At 45.6% G+C, this 20,288-nt stretch carries 28 protein-coding genes and 1 pseudogene; 19 read left to right on the plus strand and 10 right to left on the minus strand.

Translation table 11 applies throughout. The features are described from left to right. Positions 1-5 precede the first annotated feature (5 nt). Positions 6-191 (minus strand): hypothetical protein, encoded by a 186-nt coding sequence (locus tag AADZ70_RS02115; protein ID WP_003154919.1) that lies wholly within the window; start codon positions 189-191, stop codon positions 6-8. A gap of 173 nt (positions 192-364) precedes the next feature. Between AADZ70_RS02115 and AADZ70_RS02120 the strand changes: the two genes are divergently transcribed. Beyond that, complete coding sequence (locus tag AADZ70_RS02120; protein WP_342007648.1) at positions 365-1,183, plus strand: uroporphyrinogen-III synthase; 819 nt, start codon at positions 365-367, stop codon at positions 1,181-1,183. Positions 1,184-1,206: 23 nt separating this feature from the next. Here AADZ70_RS02120 and fetB read toward each other — a convergent pair whose 3' ends face one another. The 3 genes from fetB to AADZ70_RS02135 are packed head-to-tail and all read right to left on the minus strand — an operon-like array spanning position 1,207 to position 3,717. Then, positions 1,207-1,968 carry an iron export ABC transporter permease subunit FetB gene (fetB, locus tag AADZ70_RS02125; protein ID WP_049628300.1) on the minus strand — a complete coding sequence of 254 codons (762 nt, stop codon included), beginning with the start codon at positions 1,966-1,968 and terminating at the stop codon, positions 1,207-1,209. 1 nt (position 1,969) lies between these two features. Continuing rightward, positions 1,970-2,707, minus strand: coding sequence for an ATP-binding cassette domain-containing protein (locus AADZ70_RS02130; protein ID WP_342007649.1), 738 nt, complete (start codon positions 2,705-2,707; stop codon positions 1,970-1,972). Between the two features lie 26 nt (positions 2,708-2,733). After that, positions 2,734-3,717 (minus strand): multidrug resistance efflux transporter family protein, encoded by a 984-nt coding sequence (locus tag AADZ70_RS02135; protein ID WP_342007650.1) that lies wholly within the window; start codon positions 3,715-3,717, stop codon positions 2,734-2,736. A 129-nt stretch (positions 3,718-3,846) separates the two neighbouring features. On the opposite strand from AADZ70_RS02135, the pseudogene AADZ70_RS02140 reads away from it, so the two are divergent. The 3 genes and pseudogenes from AADZ70_RS02140 (at position 3,847) to AADZ70_RS02150 (ending at position 6,364) form a co-directional block, all read left to right on the plus strand. Then, positions 3,847-4,343 (plus strand): annotated as a pseudogene (locus AADZ70_RS02140) (cupin domain-containing protein). A gap of 386 nt (positions 4,344-4,729) precedes the next feature. Continuing rightward, positions 4,730-5,146, plus strand: coding sequence for a DUF1641 domain-containing protein (locus AADZ70_RS02145; protein WP_016936474.1), 417 nt, complete (start codon positions 4,730-4,732; stop codon positions 5,144-5,146). A 39-nt stretch (positions 5,147-5,185) separates the two neighbouring features. Continuing rightward, positions 5,186-6,364, plus strand: a complete 1,179-nt coding sequence (locus AADZ70_RS02150) for an NAD(P)/FAD-dependent oxidoreductase (RefSeq protein WP_016936473.1) — start codon at positions 5,186-5,188, stop codon at positions 6,362-6,364. Here the strand turns inward: AADZ70_RS02150 and AADZ70_RS02155 are convergent. Continuing rightward, entirely contained in the window at positions 6,344-6,499 is a 156-nt protein-coding gene (locus AADZ70_RS02155) for a hypothetical protein (protein ID WP_342007651.1), read from the minus strand. The two genes, AADZ70_RS02150 and AADZ70_RS02155, sit on opposite strands and share 21 nt — an antisense overlap. 234 nt (positions 6,500-6,733) lie before the next feature. Here AADZ70_RS02155 and AADZ70_RS02160 point away from each other — a divergent pair, with 234 nt between their 5' ends. Both AADZ70_RS02160 and AADZ70_RS02165 read left to right on the plus strand, forming a co-directional pair. Next, entirely contained in the window at positions 6,734-7,732 is a 999-nt protein-coding gene (locus tag AADZ70_RS02160; RefSeq protein ID WP_342007652.1) for a LacI family DNA-binding transcriptional regulator, read from the plus strand. A gap of 494 nt (positions 7,733-8,226) precedes the next feature. After that, positions 8,227-8,418 carry a hypothetical protein gene (locus AADZ70_RS02165; protein ID WP_014304836.1) on the plus strand — a complete coding sequence of 64 codons (192 nt, stop codon included), beginning with the start codon at positions 8,227-8,229 and terminating at the stop codon, positions 8,416-8,418. A 41-nt stretch (positions 8,419-8,459) separates the two neighbouring features. Here AADZ70_RS02165 and AADZ70_RS02170 read toward each other — a convergent pair whose 3' ends face one another. Next, positions 8,460-9,224 (minus strand): sulfite exporter TauE/SafE family protein, encoded by a 765-nt coding sequence (locus tag AADZ70_RS02170; protein ID WP_342007653.1) that lies wholly within the window; start codon positions 9,222-9,224, stop codon positions 8,460-8,462. Positions 9,225-9,369: 145 nt separating this feature from the next. Next, positions 9,370-9,837: a DinB family protein gene (locus tag AADZ70_RS02175; protein ID WP_016936470.1), complete on the minus strand. Its 468-nt coding sequence runs from the start codon at positions 9,835-9,837 to the stop codon at positions 9,370-9,372. A gap of 206 nt (positions 9,838-10,043) precedes the next feature. On the opposite strand from AADZ70_RS02175, the gene AADZ70_RS02180 reads away from it, so the two are divergent. The 3 genes from AADZ70_RS02180 (at position 10,044) to AADZ70_RS02190 (ending at position 12,397) form a co-directional block, all read left to right on the plus strand. Further along, complete coding sequence (locus AADZ70_RS02180) at positions 10,044-11,177, plus strand: Rap family tetratricopeptide repeat protein (RefSeq protein ID WP_095240872.1); 1,134 nt, start codon at positions 10,044-10,046, stop codon at positions 11,175-11,177. Further along, positions 11,167-11,301 (plus strand): PhrA family phosphatase inhibitor, encoded by a 135-nt coding sequence (locus tag AADZ70_RS02185; RefSeq protein WP_016936467.1) that lies wholly within the window; start codon positions 11,167-11,169, stop codon positions 11,299-11,301. Before AADZ70_RS02180 ends, AADZ70_RS02185 begins: the two co-directional genes overlap by 11 nt. 142 nt (positions 11,302-11,443) lie before the next feature. Next, positions 11,444-12,397 carry an N-acetylmuramoyl-L-alanine amidase gene (locus AADZ70_RS02190; protein ID WP_342007654.1) on the plus strand — a complete coding sequence of 318 codons (954 nt, stop codon included), beginning with the start codon at positions 11,444-11,446 and terminating at the stop codon, positions 12,395-12,397. Between the two features lie 36 nt (positions 12,398-12,433). On the opposite strand, the gene AADZ70_RS02195 is transcribed toward AADZ70_RS02190, so the two are convergent. Further along, positions 12,434-12,811, minus strand: coding sequence for a PH domain-containing protein (locus tag AADZ70_RS02195; RefSeq protein ID WP_342007655.1), 378 nt, complete (start codon positions 12,809-12,811; stop codon positions 12,434-12,436). 109 nt (positions 12,812-12,920) lie between these two features. Here AADZ70_RS02195 and AADZ70_RS02200 point away from each other — a divergent pair, with 109 nt between their 5' ends. After that, entirely contained in the window at positions 12,921-13,526 is a 606-nt protein-coding gene (locus AADZ70_RS02200; RefSeq protein ID WP_016936464.1) for a poly-gamma-glutamate hydrolase family protein, read from the plus strand. 140 nt (positions 13,527-13,666) lie between these two features. On the opposite strand, the gene AADZ70_RS02205 is transcribed toward AADZ70_RS02200, so the two are convergent. Continuing rightward, complete coding sequence (locus tag AADZ70_RS02205; protein ID WP_045925396.1) at positions 13,667-14,257, minus strand: ImmA/IrrE family metallo-endopeptidase; 591 nt, start codon at positions 14,255-14,257, stop codon at positions 13,667-13,669. Positions 14,258-14,403: 146 nt separating this feature from the next. Then, on the minus strand, positions 14,404-14,742 hold the full coding sequence (gene xre, locus AADZ70_RS02210) for an HTH-type transcriptional regulator Xre (protein ID WP_016936462.1): 339 nt from the start codon (positions 14,740-14,742) through the stop codon (positions 14,404-14,406). 190 nt (positions 14,743-14,932) lie between these two features. Here xre and AADZ70_RS02215 point away from each other — a divergent pair, with 190 nt between their 5' ends. The 9 genes from AADZ70_RS02215 to AADZ70_RS02255 all read left to right on the plus strand — a co-directional run bounded on the left by AADZ70_RS02215 (position 14,933) and on the right by AADZ70_RS02255 (position 20,259). Beyond that, the gene (locus tag AADZ70_RS02215) at positions 14,933-15,112 is read left to right on the plus strand and encodes a hypothetical protein (RefSeq protein WP_047475424.1); all 180 of its coding nucleotides are present in this window, start codon (positions 14,933-14,935) and stop codon (positions 15,110-15,112) included. Beyond that, positions 15,102-15,929 (plus strand): phage portal protein, encoded by an 828-nt coding sequence (locus tag AADZ70_RS02220; protein WP_342007656.1) that lies wholly within the window; start codon positions 15,102-15,104, stop codon positions 15,927-15,929. Before AADZ70_RS02215 ends, AADZ70_RS02220 begins: the two co-directional genes overlap by 11 nt. After that, positions 15,829-16,629: an ATP-binding protein gene (locus AADZ70_RS02225; RefSeq protein WP_016936459.1), complete on the plus strand. Its 801-nt coding sequence runs from the start codon at positions 15,829-15,831 to the stop codon at positions 16,627-16,629. Before AADZ70_RS02220 ends, AADZ70_RS02225 begins: the two co-directional genes overlap by 101 nt. After that, on the plus strand, positions 16,629-16,796 hold the full coding sequence (locus AADZ70_RS02230) for a hypothetical protein (RefSeq protein WP_095240868.1): 168 nt from the start codon (positions 16,629-16,631) through the stop codon (positions 16,794-16,796). The genes AADZ70_RS02225 and AADZ70_RS02230 overlap by 1 nt, the downstream gene beginning before the upstream one ends. 97 nt (positions 16,797-16,893) lie before the next feature. Next, on the plus strand, positions 16,894-17,235 hold the full coding sequence (locus AADZ70_RS02235) for a hypothetical protein (protein ID WP_045925400.1): 342 nt from the start codon (positions 16,894-16,896) through the stop codon (positions 17,233-17,235). Further along, positions 17,225-17,428, plus strand: coding sequence for an XtrA/YqaO family protein (locus tag AADZ70_RS02240; RefSeq protein WP_045925401.1), 204 nt, complete (start codon positions 17,225-17,227; stop codon positions 17,426-17,428). The genes AADZ70_RS02235 and AADZ70_RS02240 overlap by 11 nt, the downstream gene beginning before the upstream one ends. Positions 17,429-17,540: 112 nt before the next feature. After that, on the plus strand, positions 17,541-18,050 hold the full coding sequence (locus tag AADZ70_RS02245) for a sigma-70 family RNA polymerase sigma factor (protein ID WP_099744181.1): 510 nt from the start codon (positions 17,541-17,543) through the stop codon (positions 18,048-18,050). A gap of 116 nt (positions 18,051-18,166) precedes the next feature. Then, positions 18,167-18,964 (plus strand): terminase small subunit, encoded by a 798-nt coding sequence (locus AADZ70_RS02250; protein WP_016936453.1) that lies wholly within the window; start codon positions 18,167-18,169, stop codon positions 18,962-18,964. Next, a complete protein-coding gene (locus AADZ70_RS02255) occupies positions 18,961-20,259 on the plus strand; it encodes a PBSX family phage terminase large subunit (protein WP_060963014.1) in 1,299 nt (432 codons plus the stop codon). Before AADZ70_RS02250 ends, AADZ70_RS02255 begins: the two co-directional genes overlap by 4 nt. Positions 20,260-20,288: the final 29 nt, after the last annotated feature.

Consider the following 20,288-nt stretch of genomic DNA (forward strand, 5'->3'; position numbering starts at 1 on the left):
TTTTGTTATATATTTTTCTTCATGCCGCATCTCCGGCATTCCCGCAAAAATTTTCCGCCCTTCACTGAGCTTTTAAACAGCGTATAGTCGCAATTATCACATCGGCCGCTGTGAACATCAGGATATTCATTGAACTCATAAATGACCGAAGTATCGTAACCTTTTGTTTCGAACTCTTTTTTTGTTTCCATGATTGAAAGTCCCTCCGCGAATCAAATCATTCTGCCCGGTTAATGATACAGCAACTGCACGGGGGATTCAACGGAGCATATCTTGATTTTCCCGGCTGATTGCGTAACAATAATAGAAATAAATGACGGCCTGCCATGGGGCGCCCGGCATCTGAAGGGAAGAAAAAACAGCGATGGGAAAAGGATTGAAAGGTAAACGGATTGCCATCGGCGGTTCGCGGAAAACAGAAGAGATCACAAGATTAATAGAAAAGCAGGGCGGAACGGCAGTCACCCGTTCCCTCCAAGGAACCGTATACTTGGCGGAGGATCAGATAGAACCTGATGTAAGAATATTTGCTGAGCAAAAAGCCGACTGGGTGATATTCACCACAGGCATCGGGACGGAAACGTTATTGTCCATATCAGAAAAAATAGGTCTGAAAGAAGAATTTCTAGCGGCCGTACACGAAGCGAAAATCGGCTGCAGAGGCTATAAAACATATGCGGCCTTAAAAAAGCTCGGCATCACGCCGCATGCCTCTGACGAAGACGGTACAACAAGAGGGCTGATCCGCTCCTTGGAACGGTTTGACTTTAAAGACAAAAAAGTCATGATACAGCTTCATGGCGAAAAAGCGCCCGTTTTAACGGAATTCTTCGAGAAAAACGGAGCGGAGGTATTCCCCGTTCTGCCTTATCAGCATATTCCGCCTGAAAGGGAGACGGTTGATAAACTGCTGGGAGAGCTGTTAAACGGCGAGGTTGACGCCGTATGTTTTACGACAGCCATTCAAGTGCGTTCTCTCTTTGATTATGCAAAAGAAAAAGGGTCCGCTAAAGAACTGCAGCAAGCTTTCGAAAACCATGTTCTTGCCGCCGCAGTCGGCAAAGTGACGGCAGAAGCGATCAAGGATGAAGGGGTGGAGAGGGTCCTTGCTCCGGACATTGAGCGGATGGGAGCGATGATTATTGAATTATCCCGTTACTATGAATCTCTGACCTTGTCATAAACAATCATTCAGCAGGGAAAATCCTAAGCTTCCCTGCTGAATTTTTTTAATTGCCAGTGTTCCGTGAAAAGGGATGGATACGTTAAGGCGCTGAGTATGATACATGTAAGAAGAGCGGAGGCCATCGTTGTAAAAACGATCAACAGCTGAAAGCGCACCGCCTGTATCGGATCAGCCCCCGCTAAAATCTGTCCCGTCATCATGCCGGGAAGCTGAACAAGACCTAATGTTTTCTGGCTTTCCAGTGTCGGTATCATACTGAGTTTCATACTGGACGTCAATATATGGCGGACTGCCTGCTTAGGCGTTCCGCCGAGAGAGAGAATCAGCTGAATTTCTTCCTTCCGCAGATCCGCTTCCGAACTGAGCCGGTTTAAAAACAGGCTTGAAAGCACCATGGAATTTCCGATGACCATGCCGCTTATCGGAATGACATATCTTGAAGTGAACGGAATGATATGAAGAGCCAGTAAAATTCCCTGTGTCACGATTTCCACAATAGCCAGTGTCAGAAAAACGCGCCAAAATGAACCGATCCGCATTTTTTTCCGTTTGGCGACATTATGCGAAGCGGCCGTGAGCATAAGAAGCACCATGAGTAGGATAAACACCGGGTGATCACCGTGGAAAATCAGCGACAGCACATAGCCGATGATGAGAAGCTGAATGACGGCTCTGACGGTTGCGATGATCATATCTTTTTCTACGCCGGCTTTAAAAGATTTAGACAGGAATAAAGCGATAATGACAAATACACTTGTAAATAACAGAGAAAGATAATCCATATCAGCACCCGCTCCCTTGTAAAAGCGCCCGGGCCTTTTCGTGTTTCGGTTCTTTAAAGAACGTTTTCGTTTCCGCGATCTCTAAAAGCCTGCCCTCGGCCATAAACCACACCGTATCGGATATCCGTTCCGCTTGTTCAAGGTTATGAGTGATCCACAGGATCGTCAGCTGTTTTTGCCGATGGAGCTTTGTAATCAGCTTTTCGATGATGAGAACAGATGTGGGGTCCAGGGCCGATGTAATTTCATCGAGAAGCAGGATGGACGGCAGGCTGGCGAGGGTTCTCGCCAACGAGAGCTTCTGCCGCTGTCCGCCAGATAATTCTTTTGCATCCTGATCCAGAAGCCCGTGCGGAAGATCAGTGAAGTCTGCGAGCTCTTCAGGCGTATAGTGCTGTGTCCCGTGAAGTTTTTCTGCGAGTAGAAGGTTGTCCCGCACCGTGCCGTCGATGACGGGAGCTGACTGGAATGCAAGGCCCGCGGTTTTCCTGAGCTCTCTGATGTCCCAGCGCCTTATTTCTTTTCCGAATACAAGCACTTCGCCTTCATCAGGTGTATTCATCAGGTTGCACAGTGACAGCAGCGTGCTTTTCCCCGCGCCGGACGGCCCTATCACCGCCGTAATAGAGCCTTTTGGGATATGTCCGGTTACCTGGTTTAGGACATCAAAGGACGTATTGTTTTGTTTGAAACGTTTGCCGGCCGACAGAAAAGATATTGCCGGAATTTCTTCTTTCATACAGGATGACACCTTTCGTAAAAAAATCAGGAACCGGTGAGATCGGCTGCCGTTTGTTCTTCTGTTTTCGGGTCTGTCTGCCGTGAAGCGAATGTATGCATGACCATTCCCGCAATAATAATGAACAGTCCGGCAAACGAAAGAAGTGACGGAAACGCTGCGGATAAAAAGACGATCTCGCCGATCAGCGCAAACAGAACCTCTCCGGATTGCGTCGCTTCAACAGCAGCGAGCTTCTGCGGCTCATTCCTCACCATATCGGTGGCGCGGAAAAATAACACTGTCGCGATAACACCCGAGCTGAGCGCGACGATAAAAGATTGAAATGTCTGCCCCATTGACGGAAGCCCGTCTCTTTGCCAGCCGAAAGCGGCGATCAGAAGCCAAAACGGAAGGCTTGCAAGCGTCATGCCAAGCACGCGCTGAAACGTGTCGAGTTTACCGCCGTATTGCTCCAGCATTTTTCGATTGCCGAGCGGATAGGCAAATGCGGCGATGACGACCGGCACAACACTGAATAGTATCGTGCGCCCGGACAGAGAGCCCGCATGCTGAAGCTGAATCAGGCCTGCTCCGATCAGGATGATGACGGAAGTAACCAGCGAAATCAGCGGGATCTTTTGTCTGACGGGAACCGGGCCCGCCGGTGAATCTTTTGTTTCATAGAAAAACGGCGACAGGAGCACACCCGCGACAATTGTAACCTGCCACGTGCCGGCGATCAGCCAGCCCGGCCCGTATGCCGCCGCAAAGGTAATCGGGGCATAAAAAAGCACGAAGCCGGTAAAGCTCCACTTCAGCCAAAAAAACGGTTTTTTCCGGATTTCATGCCAGAGCGGCACCCATTTTCCTTTCGCATAAACGATCAGAAATAAAAACGGAACCATAAAAAGAAAACGCAGGGAAGAGCTCCACATCCAGTTTCCGCCGGAAAGCTCCATCGCCCTGTTTAAAATAAATGTGACTGCAAAAAACAGAGATGCCAATATTCCGAATATGATGGCTTTCATGAAATCCCTCATTTTGACACATATTTTTTTATACTATACTATTCACCGGCAGGCTTCGCAATGGAATATGTGAAAATAGCGTTTTAACAACTGATGAATGGGAAACAGACATATACGGAGGTGAACACAATGCAGAAAGAGGATATTGAAGTTCTTTATTTTGAAGATGACGGCCGCATTCCGAATAATCCGAAGCTCCCGCTTGTCATTATAAAGCGGTATTTAATGAAGAAACGGTACAGAAAGAGGAATCCGTCCTCCGCCGGCACGATTGGTCGAACAGCTGGAGGGGCGGAGTATTTCCGTATCACCATTTTCACAGCACCACCCACGAAGTTCTCGTCGCGGTAAAAGGAAACGCGGTTTTGAGGTTCGGCGGGGAACAAGGTGCAGACGCCGTTCTTCAAACTGGAGACGCAGCGGTCATTCCGGCCGGCACCGGACATAAAAAACTGTCGGCCAGTTCTGATTTCACCGTGATCGGGGCTTATCCGGGCGGCCGGCAGTACGATACAAAAACGGAGAAAAATGATAGAACTTCAGAAGAAATCAGCCGTGTCCCGCTCCCGGAATATGATCCCTTTAGGGGAAAAACGGGCCCGCTTATAAAATTGTGGGAGAAATGACAGGGGAAAAGCGGATGGTCTGTAAAAAAATAGCCTAAAAGAAACGTTATTACACCCCCGCCATATAAATAATTTCATAAACGAAACAATTCACGTTCAAATTTTGTTCAAAAAGTGTTATTATATAAGAGTAATTCAAATTGGGGTTTTTTATGTTTGCTATTTTCAGAGAGGAAAAAGAAATTTTGACTTATTCAATTGTTTTTGTTGATATAAAAATAATACTGAATATGGCAAAGTGAAAAACTGGGTAGTAAACATTTATTTTTGCAACTGATTGTGCACGGATTCACAATCTTGCTTTTTCATGCTTTTCTGCATGAGAGGGGAAAGGCTACCCTTTCCAAAAAAATCAGCACACTGCTTATAGTAAAGGAGAATCGGATATGCCAGAAACAATCGATCAAACAAATGCATCTGTCAGCCAAGGCCAACGCGATCTTATTGATCAGCTGCTAAAACCTGAAGTTCAAGAATCACTGACTGTTTTAGTGGATCAGCTACCAAAACTGACTGAGTTAGTAAATATTTTAACGAAGTCTTATGATTTTGCACAGTCTGTAGCGACAGACGAAGTATTGAAGAGCGATACAGTGGGTGCGCTTACAGAAATTCTTGAGCCTGTGAAAGAAACAGCGAAAGACATTGCGGCTACTGCGATCGAAGCAAAAGACCGCGCGGATGCAAGCAATGACACGATCGGACTTTTCGGCCTGCTGCGCATGCTGAAAGATCCTCAAGCGCAAAAGCTGTTCCGTTTTGCTAACAGCTATCTTGAAATCATGAACGAAAAACAAAAATAATCTCAGATTCAAATTGATATAAAGGACGGAGGATATACGATGTCAAAACATATTGTCATTTTAGGCGCTGGTTACGGCGGAGTTCTTTCTGCTTTAACCGTTCGCAAACATTACAGTAAAGATGAAGCACGCGTAACCGTTGTGAACAAATACCCGACTCACCAAATTATTACGGAACTGCACCGCCTTGCAGCCGGCAACGTGTCTGAACAGGCTGTTGCTATGCCGCTTGAAAAACTTCTTAAAGGAAAAGACGTAGACATTAAAATCGCAGAAGTCAATTCTTTCTCAGTTGATAAAAAAGAAGTCGCCCTTTCTGACGGTTCTAAGCTGACTTATGACGCGCTTGTTGTCGGACTTGGTTCAGTTACGGCTTATTTCGGCATTCCTGGACTCGAAGAAAACAGCATGGTGCTCAAATCTGCTGCGGATGCCAACAAAGTATACAAACACGTGGAAGACCGTGTGCGTGAATACTCTAAAACGAAAAACGAAGCTGATGCAACGATTCTTATCGGCGGCGGCGGCTTAACAGGCGTTGAGCTTGTCGGTGAGCTTGCTGACATCATGCCGAACCTTACGAAAAAATACGGCGTAGACCATAAAGAAATCAAACTGAAACTAGTTGAAGCAGGTCCGAAAATTCTTCCTGTTCTTCCTGATGATCTTATCGAACGCGCGACAAAAAGCCTTGAAAAACGCGGTGTTGAGTTCTTAACAGGTCTTCCTGTTACAAACGTGGAAGGAAACGTCATTGATCTGAAAGACGGTTCAAAAGTCGTTGCCAACACATTTGTATGGACAGGCGGCGTACAAGGCAACCCGTTAGTCGGCGAATCAGGTCTTGAAGTGAACCGCGGCCGCGCGACTGTTAATGATTTCTTACAATCTACTTCTCACGAAGATGTATTTGTTGTTGGAGACAGCGCAGTATACTTTGCGCCGGACGGCCGTCCATACCCGCCTACTGCGCAAATCGCATGGCAGATGGGTGAACTTGTCGGTTACAACCTGTTCGCTTACTTAGAAGGAAAAACGCTTGAAACATTCAAGCCTGTAAACTCTGGTACGCTTGCAAGTCTCGGACGTAAAGACGCGGTTGCCATCATCGGAGCGAACTCTACTCCGCTGAAAGGTCTTCCGGCATCTTTAATGAAAGAAGCAAGTAACGTACGTTATTTAACACATATCAAAGGATTATTCAGCCTGGCTTACTAATCCTTCAAATGACACTGCCGACTTTCTTGGCAGTGTTTTTTTATGTCTGAATGTTAACGTGAACAGCACCGCGGCTGATGCGCTGAATTTCTGTCTTCCGTCATCAGGATTTCTTTCAGGCATCGGACTGATCAATACCGGCTATATCCCGAATACATCTCGACGAAAGGCACGTTAATCGGGATTATAGGCTCCTTTTGCTGTGCGCCATGCTGATTATCGGTATGATGGATAAGCTGATAGACAGGCAGCATGCCGAGCCCGTTCAGGACTTACATCATGCAAAACCTCAACTTTAGTGATTTTAGAGACTGTCCGTTAATGGTACAATAGAAATAAATGACAGTATACAGGGAGAAAGGAAAACCGATGGTAACCATAAAAGATATCGCAAAACTCGCCAACGTATCCCACACAACGGTATCCCGGGCACTGAACGGCAGCCCCTACATTAAAGAGCATACAAAACAGAAGATATTAGAGCTCGCTTCACAGCTGAATTACACACCGAATGTAAATGCAAAAAGCCTTGCCATGCAAAAGTCCCATACGATCGGACTGTTTTTTACAAGCATCACAAACGGAACTTCACACAGCTTTTTTTCCGATACCATCAAAGGGGTAAACCGCACAATCAGCGAGGATTACAATTTGTTCGTCCGCGCTATTGACGACCTGAAAAGCTTTGAAACCATTACGCCCATGAGATATGACGGAATCATCTTAATGAGCCAAAGCGACAGTGATAATTCCTTTATTTATCATATCCGTGAGAAAAACATCCCGCTCGTCGTGCTGAACCGGGACATTGATGACCGGAGCATCACGAATATCCTGTCAAACGATAAAGAAGGCTCCAGACAGGCGGTCAACTGCCTGATCGCAAACGGACACAGAGATATCGCGATCATTGAGGGAAAAGAAGGATTCAGGTCAACTTCTCAGCGGAAAGAAGGCTATTTGTCATCTTTAATTGATCATTCTATTCCGATTAAGCAAGAATACAGTGTAAAAGGCAACTACGATATGGAGAGCGGCAGTCAGGCGATGGAAAAACTCTTGGCGCTTCAATCACCGCCTACCGCTGTTTTTTGTTCAAATGATGATATGGCGATCGGAGCGATGAACGCCATTTTCGCCAAAGGTCTGAACGTTCCCGAAGACATATCCGTCATTGGGTTTGATGACATCGGCATTTCACAGTACATGACACCGAGGCTTTCGACCGTAAAACGCCCGGTTGAAAAAATCAGTATCCTCGGCGCAGAGAAGATTCTGGCGCTTATCGCTGATCCGAATACGGCGGCTGAAAAAATATATGAAAACACTGAGGTGATGATAAGAGATTCAATCAAAAAACTCACATAAACTGCCCGTCTGAATATCCGGGTTTTTTGCACAAAAAAATGTTAACGTGTGCACAAATACAGCAGGAGGCGGACAGCTTGCGGCAGATACATTCAATATCCTGAAAAAGTCCTTCAGTTCGGTGAAGGCCATTTCTTGCGGGCTTTATCAGTCCGGCAGATCGATTTTTAAGTCCGGTGTGACGTTATAAGAGAAAAGGCGATCCGTGAAAGGGTTGCTTTTTTATTTTGGAAATGAATTGTGAAAGTGGGATGTGCGAAAATGCAGGCAGAGGAAAAATGTTACTGCATACTTGATTAAGTTATAATTTGGAATGACGCTGTAAAGAGCAATCAAAACGGAATGGTTTTTAATAGCGACATTTTTTCTGCTGCAATGAACCTCGTAACGTTTCATTTCTGGTAATGAAAATGTCCGGTCGCAATCGTCTTATCTTTTTCCCAGACTAATCGGCATATTTGAAAAAATAGAATGTAAATGGAGGATGATTTGACATGGAGCAGGTTATTTTTGTGATTTCAATGCTCGCTTTAGGAGTTACACTGGTGACATTTTTCGGAATGATTTTGAATGACGGATTAAGAGGAGTATTAAACTTCTCAAGAAAACCCGTAAAATTTATGACCGGATCATTTCTGGTATACATTGTCGCGTTTGCTGTTTATATTTTAATAAGTGTAAGGTGATATCGAAAAATAAAAAAGCGTTCCTGTAAAGGACGCTTTTTTTATATTAATTTTATTCCGCTGATCAAAATAATCGCCGCCATCACAAACTGCAGCGGGCGCGGAGAGAATTTCGGCGAAAAGAAGCTGCCGAGGAGCACACCCGGTACGGAGCCGAGCAGAAGATTCAATACGAGCAGGTAATCGACGCTGCCGAAGCTTGCGTTTAACAGACCTGCGGCCGTTACGAGCAAAAAGGCATGTGCGATATCCGTTCCCACCACTTCTGCAGTTTTCATTCTGAACAGGTACAGCATGGCGATCGCGAATAATGAGCCGGACCCGATAGATGTCAAACCGACGATGAAACCGAAAATGACGCCGATCAGTATCATAAGTGCCCGTTTTTCTTCAAGCGTTTTTTGCTGCCAGCGGTTCGGCCGCAGTTTTTTATCGAAAAAAAGGCGGGCGATAATGGAAATGGCGACAAGAGTCAGCACGTAGCCGAGCGCGTGTTTGATAATCTGCTCCTGATGCTGGTGAAAAGCGGGAAACAGGTGAAGAATGCCGATGGCGGCTGTTGCGCTGGGAATACTTCCGAGCGCCAAGTAGCCGACAAGTTTAAAATGAACGGTGCGCTGTTTCCAATGAGAAACGACACCGAACAGTTTGGTGATCGAGTTATATAAAAGGTCCGTGCCGACGGCAATTGACGGGTTGATTCCCAAAACGATCAGTAAAGGAGTCAAAAGCGCCGCTCCTCCAACACCCGTCAATCCGACCAGCGTTCCGACAATGAACCCCATAAACACAATGCTTACAGTCATCTGTGTGCCTCCTGAATAATCCTACTATTTTTATCAGATTATATATGATTAAGGGGCTATTATCAATTAAATTTTCGGAAAATTTTATACAGAACAAAAAAATCCGCCGGCCTGCTGTTATTTCGCAGACCGGCGGATGGCCGGATTATGATTTTTGCTGGTAAAACGGAAGTTCCGTGTGGCCCATTTCTCTTACATACACGAAAAGATTGCCTTTATGATGAATTTCATGTTCCATCGCAAGCTGAAGGAGAGCGGAGCCGGTAATTTTTCTGCCGAAAGAGGCAGTCAGGTCAATTTCGCGGTTCAGCTGCTCTTCAGTCAGCTGTGACAGGATGTCTGTCGTTTTTTCAGTACATGCTTCCGCCAGTTTGACGAGGTCTGTTTCCGCTTCTTCTTTCGGCTTGTTCTGGATGGCTGATCCGTCTCCGTCTTTAATGACGTTTGCAAACATGAGAAAAGAATAAACGATGTGTTTTACAAGTTCCTGAGCGGACATTGATGTCTCTGCCGGCTTGTAATCGTAATGTTCGCGGCTGATTTTTTCCGCCAGCTCAATCGTCACGTTTCGATGTGACAGAAAGTGGCTGACCAATTGATTTTGTGCTGTCATGTGAAAACCCCCATTTGATCAAGAATTAAAATGATGCAAGGATATGCTATATCAACGGCACGGAAGAAACAAGCAATAAGCTCTTGATGAAGATAAATCGTTGCGGATTTCCGAAATTCGACAATTGCGGTCTTTTTGCGTTCTTCTTTTTCTAGCAAATATGATAAAATATGACATATCTCGGTCATTCCAAAAGGGGGGATTAATTGAGGATGAAGCAGACTATTCCGTCCTCTTTTGTCGGGCTCAAAATTAATGAATGGTATACCCATATCCGGCAGTTTCACGTCCTTGAGGCGGAGCGCGTCAAACGTGAAGTAGAGAGAGAGATCGAGGATATGGAAGAAGATCAGGATCTGCTGCTGTATTATTCATTAATGGAATTCAGACACCGCGTCATGCTGGATTACATTAAGCCCTTAAAGGAGGACCCTTCTCAGCCTGAGTTTTCAGAATTATTGGAAGACATTGAAGGCAGCCAGTATAAGCTGACAGGACTGCTTGATTACTATTTTAATTTTTTTCGAGGAATGTATGAATTTAAACAGAAAATGTTCCTAAACGCCATGATGTATTACAAACGGGCTGAAAAAAACCTTGCACTCGTTTCTGATGACATCGAGAAAGCTGAGTTTGCTTTTAAAATGGCCGAGATATTTTACAACCTGAAACAAACCTACGTCTCCATGAGTTATGCCGTACAAGCCCTTGAAACGTACCAATCGTATGAGACGTACAACGTCCGCAGAATCCAATGTGAATTCGTTATTGCAGGGAATTATGATGACATGCAGTATCCAGAAAGAGCATTGCCCCACTTAGAACTTGCTTTAGATCTTGCGAAACAAGAAGGCAATCCCCGTCTTATTAGTTCAGCCTTATATAATCTCGGAAACTGCTATGAAAAAATGGGAGACCTCTCTAAAGCAGCCGAATATTTTGAGACATCTGTTTCCATTTGCAAGTCAGAAAAGTTCGATAATCTTCCGCATTCTATTTACTCATTAACACAGGTCCTTTATAAACAGAACACCACTGCTGAAGCAGAGAAGCAATACCGCCTCGGGCTTAGTATCGCCCGCGAATACAATGATGAATTGTTTGTCAAGCTGTTTCAATTTTTACATGCGTTATACGGTAAGATGGATAACGCATGCGTCAGGCACACCTTTGAGTTTCTGGAAGAACACATGCTGTATCCGTATGTTGAAGAATTGGCGCATGACGCAGCTAAATTTTACATGGAGCATGGACAGCCTGAAAAAGCGCTCACGTTTTATGAAAAAATGGTGCACGCCCAAAAACAAATCCAGAGAGGAGATTGTCTATATGAAATCTAAACTGTTGTCAGGATTGCTGCTTGTTGCTGTCGGGTTCAGCTTTACACAGGGAATCGGCCATGAAAGCCATTTGGAAAACCAAGCGGACGGCACATTTCATATTGCCGCGCGCAACCAAACATAAGTAAAGACCCTTCTTAGGAAGGGTCTTTTTTTTGCCTAAGCACAAACATTCCACTTTTATCCGATTGCAGGGTCTATATACTCAAGGCGTCTGTCCTACGAATGCCACCTATTTATGAAAAAGGCATAAGGAGAGATGAAGAGTGGGGATTGAAGTGAAAAAACGGCTCGTATCGGCTGATAAATATGCGTTAAAATGTCCGAATCCAATGACGCCGGAGTATATTACCATCCATAACACGGCAAACGACGCATCCGCCGCCAATGAAATCAGCTATATGACGGGGAACAGCGAATCAACGAGCTATCATTTTGCAGTCGATGACAAAGAAGTGATTCAGGGCATTCCGCTGGACCGGAATGCCTGGCATTCGGGAGACGGCACAAACGGCACCGGAAACCGGAAGTCGATTGCTATAGAAATCTGTTACAGCAAGTCAGGCGGCGAACGGTACAGAGCCGCAGAAGAACTGGCGATTGAGTTTGCCGCTCAGCTTCTGAAGGAGCGGGGCTGGGGGATTGACAGAATCAGAAAGCACCAGGATTGGAACGGAAAGTACTGCCCGCACCGCATTTTGTCTGAAGGCCGCTGGGATGAAGTGAAGGCGAAAATTGAAAAGAAATTAAACGGCAGTACGCCTGCAAAAAAGGCCGCCGTTTCTTCGTCGGTATCTGAATATCATGTAAAAAAAGGCGACACCTTGTCGGAGATTGCCGCATCACACGGTGTCAGTGTAAAATCGCTGCAAAGCTTAAACCATATCACCGACCCGAATCACATTACAGTCGGGCAGGTGATCAAGCTGTCTCAGACGGGATCTTCCTCGAAAAGTCAGGCTGCGTCTTCCTATCCGCTCCCGTCCGGAGTGATTAAAGTGACAAACCCGCTGACGAAAGGGACAAACGTGAAACAAGTGCAAAACGCTTTATCCGCCCTTTATTTTTATCCTGATAAAGGCGCAAAACATCACGGGATTGACGGCGTTTACGGTCCGAAAACGGCAAATGCCGTAAAACGTTTTCAATCTGTCAGCGGATTAACGGCAGACGGAATTTACGGCCCGAAAACGAAGGCAAAAATCGAGGAAAAGCTGTAATCAATAAAACGGAAGCTCACCGGGCTTCCGTTTTTCTTACATACAAACTGCGGCAAGAGCCTTTTGAATATCATAAATGCTTTCATCTTTTTTAAACTGCTTTGAGACAGCGGGAATGTCCGCGCCGGAAATCCAAATTTTCAGCTCTGAATCTAAGTCAAAGCGGCCGGCGGTTTCTACGCTGAATCTGGAAATGCTTTTGTACGGAATGGATTGAATCTCTGTTTTCTTACCCGTAAGCCCCTGTTTATCAACAAGAATAAGACGCTTATCCGTAAAGACAATGATATCGCGGACGAGTTTAAACGCGGCGTTGACATTCTCACCTTCCAGCAGAATACGGGCCAGTTCTTCTTTTGCTTCAGCCGTCGATATTGTCGACGCGTTACCCAGCAATCTATTGATAAACCCCATGATAGATCCCCCCTGATACGTATTCTTTCAAATCATACTATAAAAAGGTTTTCATTCCTAGACGAGTAGAGTAAACTGGTGCTGACTGAAAAAGGAGAGCATGTTAAACATGAAAGATCGATATGACAGTTTCGCAGCTCTTTCCGCTGCTGAATCGGAATACAGAATTATCTATGAAGAAAATGAGGGAAGTGAACATATCGTCCTCGCTCCCCACGGCGGCAGAATTGAGCCCGGTGTCAGTGAACTGGTGCGGGCATTTTCTGACCAAAGCTCAATTTACTTATTTGAAGGCACAAAGCAATGCGGCAATCGCTCCCTCCACTTGACAAGCACACGCTTTGATGAACCGCTGGCTTTAGAAAAAGTGACCGCTCATCATTATGCATTGGCTTTTCATGGGTACCATGATCGGGAAACGGCAAATACGCTCGTCGGGGGCGCGGATCTGGAAAAGGCCAGACTGATTTGTGATCTGCTGCGTGAAGCGGGTTTTAGCGCCGAGCTGACGGACATGAACGACCGGCTGGCAGGTGTAAACCCCGGGAACATTGTGAATCGGACAAAAAGGAAAATGGGGCTGCAATTGGAAGTAAGCACGGCACAGAGAAACGTGCTGTTCAGCAATTTTGGCTGCCGGGGAGAAGAATACACGCCAACGGATCTGTTTTTTCGGTATGTAGATGCCGTCAAACTCGGTTTTTATGATAAATGAACAGGGTTCACTGGGTCTGTGGGGAGCAAGAAGTGCTTGGCTGGCAGCACGGTGAGAACAGCTTCATAATGCAAAAACCTTTCCTCCGATGTCAAAATGATGACATTCTGCCGGCTGCGTTTTCAGCCGGCAGAGAATCGCTAGTTTTCAATAAAATACGGCGATTTTTCTTCAGCGGCATGCAAGTGTGTCTGCCTGCCTTCGTAATACACATTCGGCCGCTTGTCGGATAGCAGACAAGTGAGCCGCTTCTGAAATTGAATACCTGCTTTACGCCGTTCAAACAGCTCAAGCCTTTTTTCCGCAAATGATGCCGTCACCCGGAAAGCGGCTGCGATTAAAATAACGGCGTGGTTCCTCCGCTGAGGAAGCTCCATGTTTAACAGCATAAAGGTCGGTACACAGAAGTGGTACATAAAATGGTTGGCCTGGAATTCCTGCAGTTCCCTGAACAGCTTGTTCATGTGGAAATGGTTCCCGGTATGCTTCAGCACATGGCACAGTTCGTGTGCAAAATCCTCCCATTGCTCCTCAGGTGACTTTTTTTGGTTCAGGACGATGCTGTACATGCCGTCCCGCTTCAGCATCATGCTGTGCGTATCTTCAAAATGAATCCAAATGTCAAGCTCCTTGGCAATCGTTTGCATATCAATATGGAGGGGGGCGGTCATTCCCATGCGGCAATATAAGTTTTTGACGTATTCCTCAAGATGTGTTAAAAAATCGCCCAATTGAATACACCCTTTCGAACATATGTTCTTTTTTAGCGAGAAAGAAAAGCCCTGATCGGACTTTGAATCAATTCCCTTTTCTTTCAAAAATAAACATTCAGATATTATATCGGCTGAACGTTAAGCATTTTAAGGAAAAGAGCGAATTATTTATGTTTCGGCCTGCGGTTTTTCTCTTTTTCTTTTAAATAATTAATGAATTCAATGGCCTGCTGTTTGCTTTCCGGTGAAAAGTCCTGCATGTCCCGATATGCGATCTGCAGGTCGGGATCGGCAAACATGTCTTCATCTGAAGGTTCTTTTCCGGTTAACAAATAATCCGTCGACACTTTGAAATAATCCGCAAGCTTTTGCAGCGTTTCATAATCGGGTTCAGATCGGCCGTTTTCATAATGAGAATATCTGGCGCGCGAGACACCGATATGATTTGCGACTTCTTCCTGCGTTTTTTTTCCTCTGAGACTTTTCAATCTTCCGCCTATCATCCGAACGACCTCTCTTTTTTCAACACCCTAAGTTACTTATCATTATAGATACAAAATGTATCAAAATAAAGCGATGATAAAAAAAGTATCAAAAAGGTCTTGATGATACGAAAGGTATCGTTTATAATCAACATCATAGGGATACGAAAAGTATCGAAATATGATAAGAAATTGATCAGGAGGGTGAGAGATGCATCCGATTATCATCCGTTTCAGCAGCAATCCGGCTGACCAAAGAAGTTTAGGAAAAGCAGGCGGGTCGATATCTTTTACCGCTTGCGGACTTCCGGTGTTCCGATTTGATAACCGATTGCAGTATGAACACTATATAAGTTTGAAGAAAAACGGAGATGTCCGTTATGAATCGTAAAAGCTACCCGTTTTTTATCTATTCCGGATTATTGAATTCTGAACATTATGACAAAATAGGTTCCGCTTTATGGCTGTTTTTATGGTTCATCAGTTCAACGACAAAGGAACACGTAAAAGACGGCGTCAAGTGGGGGCTCGTCCTCGGACATAAGCCAATAAAAGCAAGAGAAATGGCCGATGTATTCGCAGTCAGTGAAAAAACCGTCAGGCGGTGGCTCGAGAGCTTGGAACAGCATGAATATATCAAAACCGTCCGCGCGCCTTACGGACTTATAATCTCCGTAAAACACTCGAAAAGATTCACGCAAAAAGGGACATTGCCCCGCCCGGAAGCAACTGACCGGACAATATCGGCAGATCACCGGGACAAAAATGTCCAGAGAGAAATAGATATAACAAAAAATCATACTGCTGAAGAAGCGATTACCGAAATTGCCGCCCAATTTATCAGATTAAGGTCTGCACAGGAGGGGCGGAGCGTATACCCGTCGCCAAGAGATTATCAGGCCATCGCCCGTATTGTTTCCCTCGGTGCGTCAGCACAAGAAGCAATCAAATGGCTCGGCGAATGCTTTACCGCTTTTGAACAGCGGCGCACCTCTTCAGCTGAAACGATCAAGGCTTTCAGCTATTGCGCTAAGTTTATGGAAGACCGCTTGAATGCACGAATTGCGGGAAGGACAATCACAACAAAAAAAGAGAGGAATACGATACATGACAAAACGAACGATCGAGCAGATACTGGCCGACCTGAAAAACGGAAAACGTCCATTACTGGCGGACAGACCGGAAGAATCAGACGAAAGCCGCTTTGACTGTCCGCTCTGTAAAGATCAGGGCGGTTATCTCGAAAAACAGCTGGGAATGGATGTGTGGGTCAAGTGCCGCTGCGCCGCGGAACGAAAAGCAGAGCGCATCCTCAGCGCAAGTGAGATTACAGGCGCTTTTCGGAAGCTGGATTTCAAAGGATTTATTACGCAGGGCAAGCCTCAGGCGATCGTTGACGCATATGAATGCGCCCTTGAATTTGCTGACAACTTCGACAAGATTAAAAACTGCCGGAAAAACAGCATTGCCCTATTAGGGCGTCCGGGATCGGGGAAAACCCACCTTCTGACTGCTCTCAGCAATCATGTCATGAGACAGAAGCAGACACCGGTGCTGTATTTTCCTTTTGTGGAGGGATTTACAGATTTAAAAAATGATTTTGATCTGCTCGATACAAAACTGACCCGTATGAAACGGGCGGATGTGCTCTTTATTGACGATCTGTTCAAACCGCTGAACGGAAAACCCCGGGCGACCGATTGGCAGATTGAACAAATGTACGCCGTCGTGAATTACCGCTATTTAAATCATAAACCGCTTCTTATCTCGAGTGAGCTGGCGTGTGACGAGCTGGTGCAGGTTGATGAAGCATTGGGCACAAGAATGTATGAGATGTGCAGCGATTATTTAGTCATCATTAATGGAAACCCATACGAAGTCAACCACAGATTAGAGGGGGCGAGATAATGTGTAAACTGTGCGGGCCAAAGAGGGTCGTTGTGACGGAAACAAGTTTCGGCGCTGTCTTTCACCCTTGCCCGAACTGCAAAACAGGAACTGATTTAACGCCGGTCATTAAACGTCTTGAGCGAATGGTTCAAGACGCAAAAGCGAGGCTTGATGCACGTGTATAAATATATCAAATGGCTTTTTTGCCTGCTGTTCAGGGCGAAACGGATCGAAAAGCAAATTGAAGCATGGCATGAGGCTGATGGAAAGTGAGGATAAACATTGCAAGTAAACAACAGCCCCGCTCCATGGCGGGCCGTACACAGCGGAGAAGAAAAACCCATTTACATTTATTCTGCTTACAGCGAAGCGGAAAAAGAGAAATTTCCTTATTCAAACGGAAGGCTTATCGCGGCCGTTTTCAACTTAAGTTCATACTCACAGCGGATCAACGCGGCAATGATGGCGAAAGCCCCGGAACTTTTTGAGGCGGCCGAAACGGCTCTCCGCCTGCTCCGGGGAGAAAGCGCTGAAGAAAAAGAAGCATTCATAAATAATCTCGAAAGCCTCATACATGAAGTAAATATCCTGAAAAAGACGGAGGGCGTAAAACATGAATCCTAAAAAACTGTCAGACATTGAACATACAACATTAAAAAGCCAGCTGGAAGAAGGCAAGGTGCGGGTGATTATTGTAGACGGGCTGAAGAATGAAGCCTGGCTCGCCGAGGCGCCGGAGCACGGCAAAACGCTTGTCGAAACGAGAAAAGGCGACCTGGCCCGTGTCGAATATGAAATCGGCTTTAAATTGAATTAATCGAAAAAACAGAATACGTCCAAGACGGAAAGCCTGCGGACACTGATCAATCGCGCATATGCTGCGCATTGGTTGGTGTCCTTTTTTTGTCCGAAAAAGAGGAGGATCTATGATGGAAGACTTACTATTTGAATATAAACGCACGCTGAAAGAGACGAAAAAATGGTACAAGCAGCTGGGGGAAGCCGATGAATCGGCTCTGACTTCAGAAGAACTGAAAGATAAAAAAATCATCAGAACGATCATTACAGATTTGGAATATGTCACCGAATGGCTTGAAAAAGGCCGGCAGCCCGGCATAAGAAGAGCAATAGACCGCAGAGACGCTTATCAAAGGATGCTGATTAAAGATCCTAGAATCATAGATACCTATTCACAGGCGCTGATGTTCGAACCTTCCGGGAATGTGACTGAAGAAGACAGAATCAGACTGCGGGAAGCATTAGCCGTTTTAACGGAAAGAGAAAAAGAAATACTGCTGCTCCACAAAGCGGAATGCTTTTCGTATGAACGGATCGCCGCATTGCTGAATGTGAAAAAATCAACCGTACAGACGACGGTCAAACGGGCGCTTCTAAAAATTCAAAAACAGCAGGAACAAAGAAATCAGTCGCCTGCTTAAAATGTTGTCATACGTTTGCCACTTAGAAGTGAACAGACAAATTACAAAAAAGCGGCCCGAAAGAAGCCGCTTTTTATTATAGACATCCATGTCGGAGGTGGCGGTGATGCCGTAGCATGAAAAACGCAAAAAGAGAACAGGCATTTACAATCTATCAGTCTCATAAAGGCCGCATCACAAACCGCGCCCTTGCCGGCAAATCAGGCGTATCCGCAAGAACGATCGGCAGATGGAAAAAAGAAGGGCGCTGGGACGAGGCGCTCGATAAGAACGCGGAAAGCGGCGGAAAAATCGCCCCGGCCGAAAGTGATGAGTTAAACGAACGGCAGCGGCTGTTTTGTCTTTATTATGTGAAAAGCTTTAACGCCACCCAATCTGCGATAAAAGCCGGGTATTCACCGGAAAGCGCGCATGTCACGGGAAGCAGGCTGTTAAAAAACGAAAAAGTCGCCAAAGAAATCAGCCGCATGAAAAAGGAAATGGTCAATAAAGTGTTTGTCGAAGCGATGGACGTTCTTCAAGTCTATGTGAAAATCGCTTTTGCCGACATTACCGATTATGTAACCTTCGGAAAAAAAGAGGTTCAGGCCTTCGGAAAATCAGGGCCGCTCTTTGACGAAAATGATAATCCGATTATGCAGGAGATCAGCTACGTTGACGTTAAAGATTCGAATCTGCTGGACGGAACGATCGTTACGGAGGCAAAACTCGGGAAAGAAGGCATTGCAATCAAACTTGCCGACAAAATGAAGGCTCTTGAAAAGCTGTCGTTGTACTTTGACCTTTTCCCCGATCAATTTAAACAAAAAATTGAAAATGAAAAATTAAAGCTGGCGCAGCAGAAGCTGGAAAAATCAGAAGACAGCCAAAAGCCGATTGACATTGTCATTACGCGGAAAGAGGAACGGCCATGATTGAAAAAGCGGTCAACCCGCGCTTTGAAGATTATTTATTCAATTGGAATGAAACGTACCAATTTCTCGTCGGAGGCTATGGGTCGTCAAAAAGCTATCATACCGCGCTGAAAATCATCTTGAAGCTGCTTCGTGAAAAGCGGACGGCGCTTGTGGTGCGGGAAGTTTTCGATACGCACAGAGATTCTACCTTTGCCTTGTTTGAGGACATTATCGAGGAGCTTGAGCTGGGACATGCCGTAAAGGCCGTGTCTTCACCGATGCAGCTGAGATTTTCAAACGGAAGCCGGATTATGTTTAAGGGGATGGACAACCCGGCCAAATTGAAATCTATTCATCATATTTCTCTGATTTGGATTGAAGAATGCTCAGAAGTGAAATATGAAGGCTTTAAGGAGCTGATCGGCCGTCTGCGCCATCCCGAGCTTTCGCTTCATATGATATGCACCACAAATCCCGTCGGCACTTCCAATTGGACGTACCGGCATTTTTTTCGTGATGAGCAAAAAAAACGGTTCGTTTTGGATGATCAGATGCTGTATGAAAAAGGCACCGTCGTTAAGGGAGATACGTATTACCATCATTCCACAGCGTGCGACAATCTGTTTTTGCCGAAAAGCTATATTAAGCAGCTGGACAGCTTACGGCAATACGATCCCGATTTGTACCGGATCGCCCGCAAAGGACAGTTCGGCGTGAACGGCATCCGTGTATTTCCGCAATTTCAGGTCCTGGAGCACAACGAAGTAACAGAGAGGATTGCCGCCATCAGGCGCCCTCTGTTTCGGACGGGCATGGATTTCGGTTTTGAAGAGTCATACAATGCGGTCATCCGGCTTGCCGTCGATCCCGATCAAAAAGAGCTTTATATTTTCTGGGAGTATTACAAAAACAAAATGACCGATGACCAGACAGCTGAAGAGCTTCAGGAATTGGCGGATCAAAAAGAGCTGATCAAAGCGGATTCGGCCGAGCCGAAAAGCATCCAATATTTCCGCAGGCAGGGCTTTTGCATGGTCGCGGCCAAAAAATTTCCCGGCTCAAGGCTCCAGTATACGAAAAAGCTGAAACGGTTCAGACACATCTATTGCTCAGACAGCTGTGAAAATACGATCCGCGAATTGCAGAACTTAACATATGCGAAAAACAAAAACGGCGCTCTGTCGGAAGATGAGTTTTCAATTGATCCCCACACACTTTCAGCCATTTGGTACGCGCTGGATGATTATGACGCGGCGGATCTGAAAGAGTCATCGCAAAAACGGATGCGTCCGAATCGGGAAAGGAGGAGGTAAACGTTGCCCAACAATCAAAACGTTAGAGC

The organism is Bacillus sp. YBsi01 (assembly GCF_038406745.1).
Classification (GTDB): Bacteria; Bacillota; Bacilli; order Bacillales; family Bacillaceae; genus Bacillus; species Bacillus siamensis.

What these genes read in the sequence shown, in the direction of transcription:
- AADZ70_RS02185 (WP_016936467.1), top strand. Translation starts at nt 11,167, where the DNA reads ATGAAATCTAAACTGTTGTCAGGATTGCTGCTTGTTGCTGTCGGGTTC.
- AADZ70_RS02240 (WP_045925401.1), top strand. Translation starts at nt 17,225, where the DNA reads ATGAATCCTAAAAAACTGTCAGACATTGAACATACAACATTAAAAAGC.
- AADZ70_RS02225 (WP_016936459.1), top strand. Translation starts at nt 15,829, where the DNA reads ATGACAAAACGAACGATCGAGCAGATACTGGCCGACCTGAAAAACGGA.
- AADZ70_RS02215 (WP_047475424.1), top strand. Translation starts at nt 14,933, where the DNA reads ATGCATCCGATTATCATCCGTTTCAGCAGCAATCCGGCTGACCAAAGA.
- AADZ70_RS02165 (WP_014304836.1), top strand. Translation starts at nt 8,227, where the DNA reads ATGGAGCAGGTTATTTTTGTGATTTCAATGCTCGCTTTAGGAGTTACA.
- AADZ70_RS02115 (WP_003154919.1), bottom strand. Translation starts at nt 191, where the DNA reads ATGGAAACAAAAAAAGAGTTCGAAACAAAAGGTTACGATACTTCGGTC.
- AADZ70_RS02130 (WP_342007649.1), bottom strand. Translation starts at nt 2,707, where the DNA reads ATGAAAGAAGAAATTCCGGCAATATCTTTTCTGTCGGCCGGCAAACGT.
- xre (WP_016936462.1), bottom strand. Translation starts at nt 14,742, where the DNA reads ATGATAGGCGGAAGATTGAAAAGTCTCAGAGGAAAAAAAACGCAGGAA.
- AADZ70_RS02195 (WP_342007655.1), bottom strand. Translation starts at nt 12,811, where the DNA reads ATGGGGTTTATCAATAGATTGCTGGGTAACGCGTCGACAATATCGACG.
- AADZ70_RS02230 (WP_095240868.1), top strand. Translation starts at nt 16,629, where the DNA reads ATGTGTAAACTGTGCGGGCCAAAGAGGGTCGTTGTGACGGAAACAAGT.
- AADZ70_RS02150 (WP_016936473.1), top strand. Translation starts at nt 5,186, where the DNA reads ATGTCAAAACATATTGTCATTTTAGGCGCTGGTTACGGCGGAGTTCTT.
- AADZ70_RS02220 (WP_342007656.1), top strand. Translation starts at nt 15,102, where the DNA reads ATGAATCGTAAAAGCTACCCGTTTTTTATCTATTCCGGATTATTGAAT.
- AADZ70_RS02160 (WP_342007652.1), top strand. Translation starts at nt 6,734, where the DNA reads ATGGTAACCATAAAAGATATCGCAAAACTCGCCAACGTATCCCACACA.
- fetB (WP_049628300.1), bottom strand. Translation starts at nt 1,968, where the DNA reads ATGGATTATCTTTCTCTGTTATTTACAAGTGTATTTGTCATTATCGCT.
- AADZ70_RS02175 (WP_016936470.1), bottom strand. Translation starts at nt 9,837, where the DNA reads ATGACAGCACAAAATCAATTGGTCAGCCACTTTCTGTCACATCGAAAC.
- AADZ70_RS02170 (WP_342007653.1), bottom strand. Translation starts at nt 9,224, where the DNA reads ATGACTGTAAGCATTGTGTTTATGGGGTTCATTGTCGGAACGCTGGTC.
- AADZ70_RS02255 (WP_060963014.1), top strand. Translation starts at nt 18,961, where the DNA reads ATGATTGAAAAAGCGGTCAACCCGCGCTTTGAAGATTATTTATTCAAT.
- AADZ70_RS02145 (WP_016936474.1), top strand. Translation starts at nt 4,730, where the DNA reads ATGCCAGAAACAATCGATCAAACAAATGCATCTGTCAGCCAAGGCCAA.
- AADZ70_RS02135 (WP_342007650.1), bottom strand. Translation starts at nt 3,717, where the DNA reads ATGAAAGCCATCATATTCGGAATATTGGCATCTCTGTTTTTTGCAGTC.
- AADZ70_RS02245 (WP_099744181.1), top strand. Translation starts at nt 17,541, where the DNA reads ATGGAAGACTTACTATTTGAATATAAACGCACGCTGAAAGAGACGAAA.
- AADZ70_RS02200 (WP_016936464.1), top strand. Translation starts at nt 12,921, where the DNA reads ATGAAAGATCGATATGACAGTTTCGCAGCTCTTTCCGCTGCTGAATCG.
- AADZ70_RS02120 (WP_342007648.1), top strand. Translation starts at nt 365, where the DNA reads ATGGGAAAAGGATTGAAAGGTAAACGGATTGCCATCGGCGGTTCGCGG.
- AADZ70_RS02250 (WP_016936453.1), top strand. Translation starts at nt 18,167, where the DNA reads ATGAAAAACGCAAAAAGAGAACAGGCATTTACAATCTATCAGTCTCAT.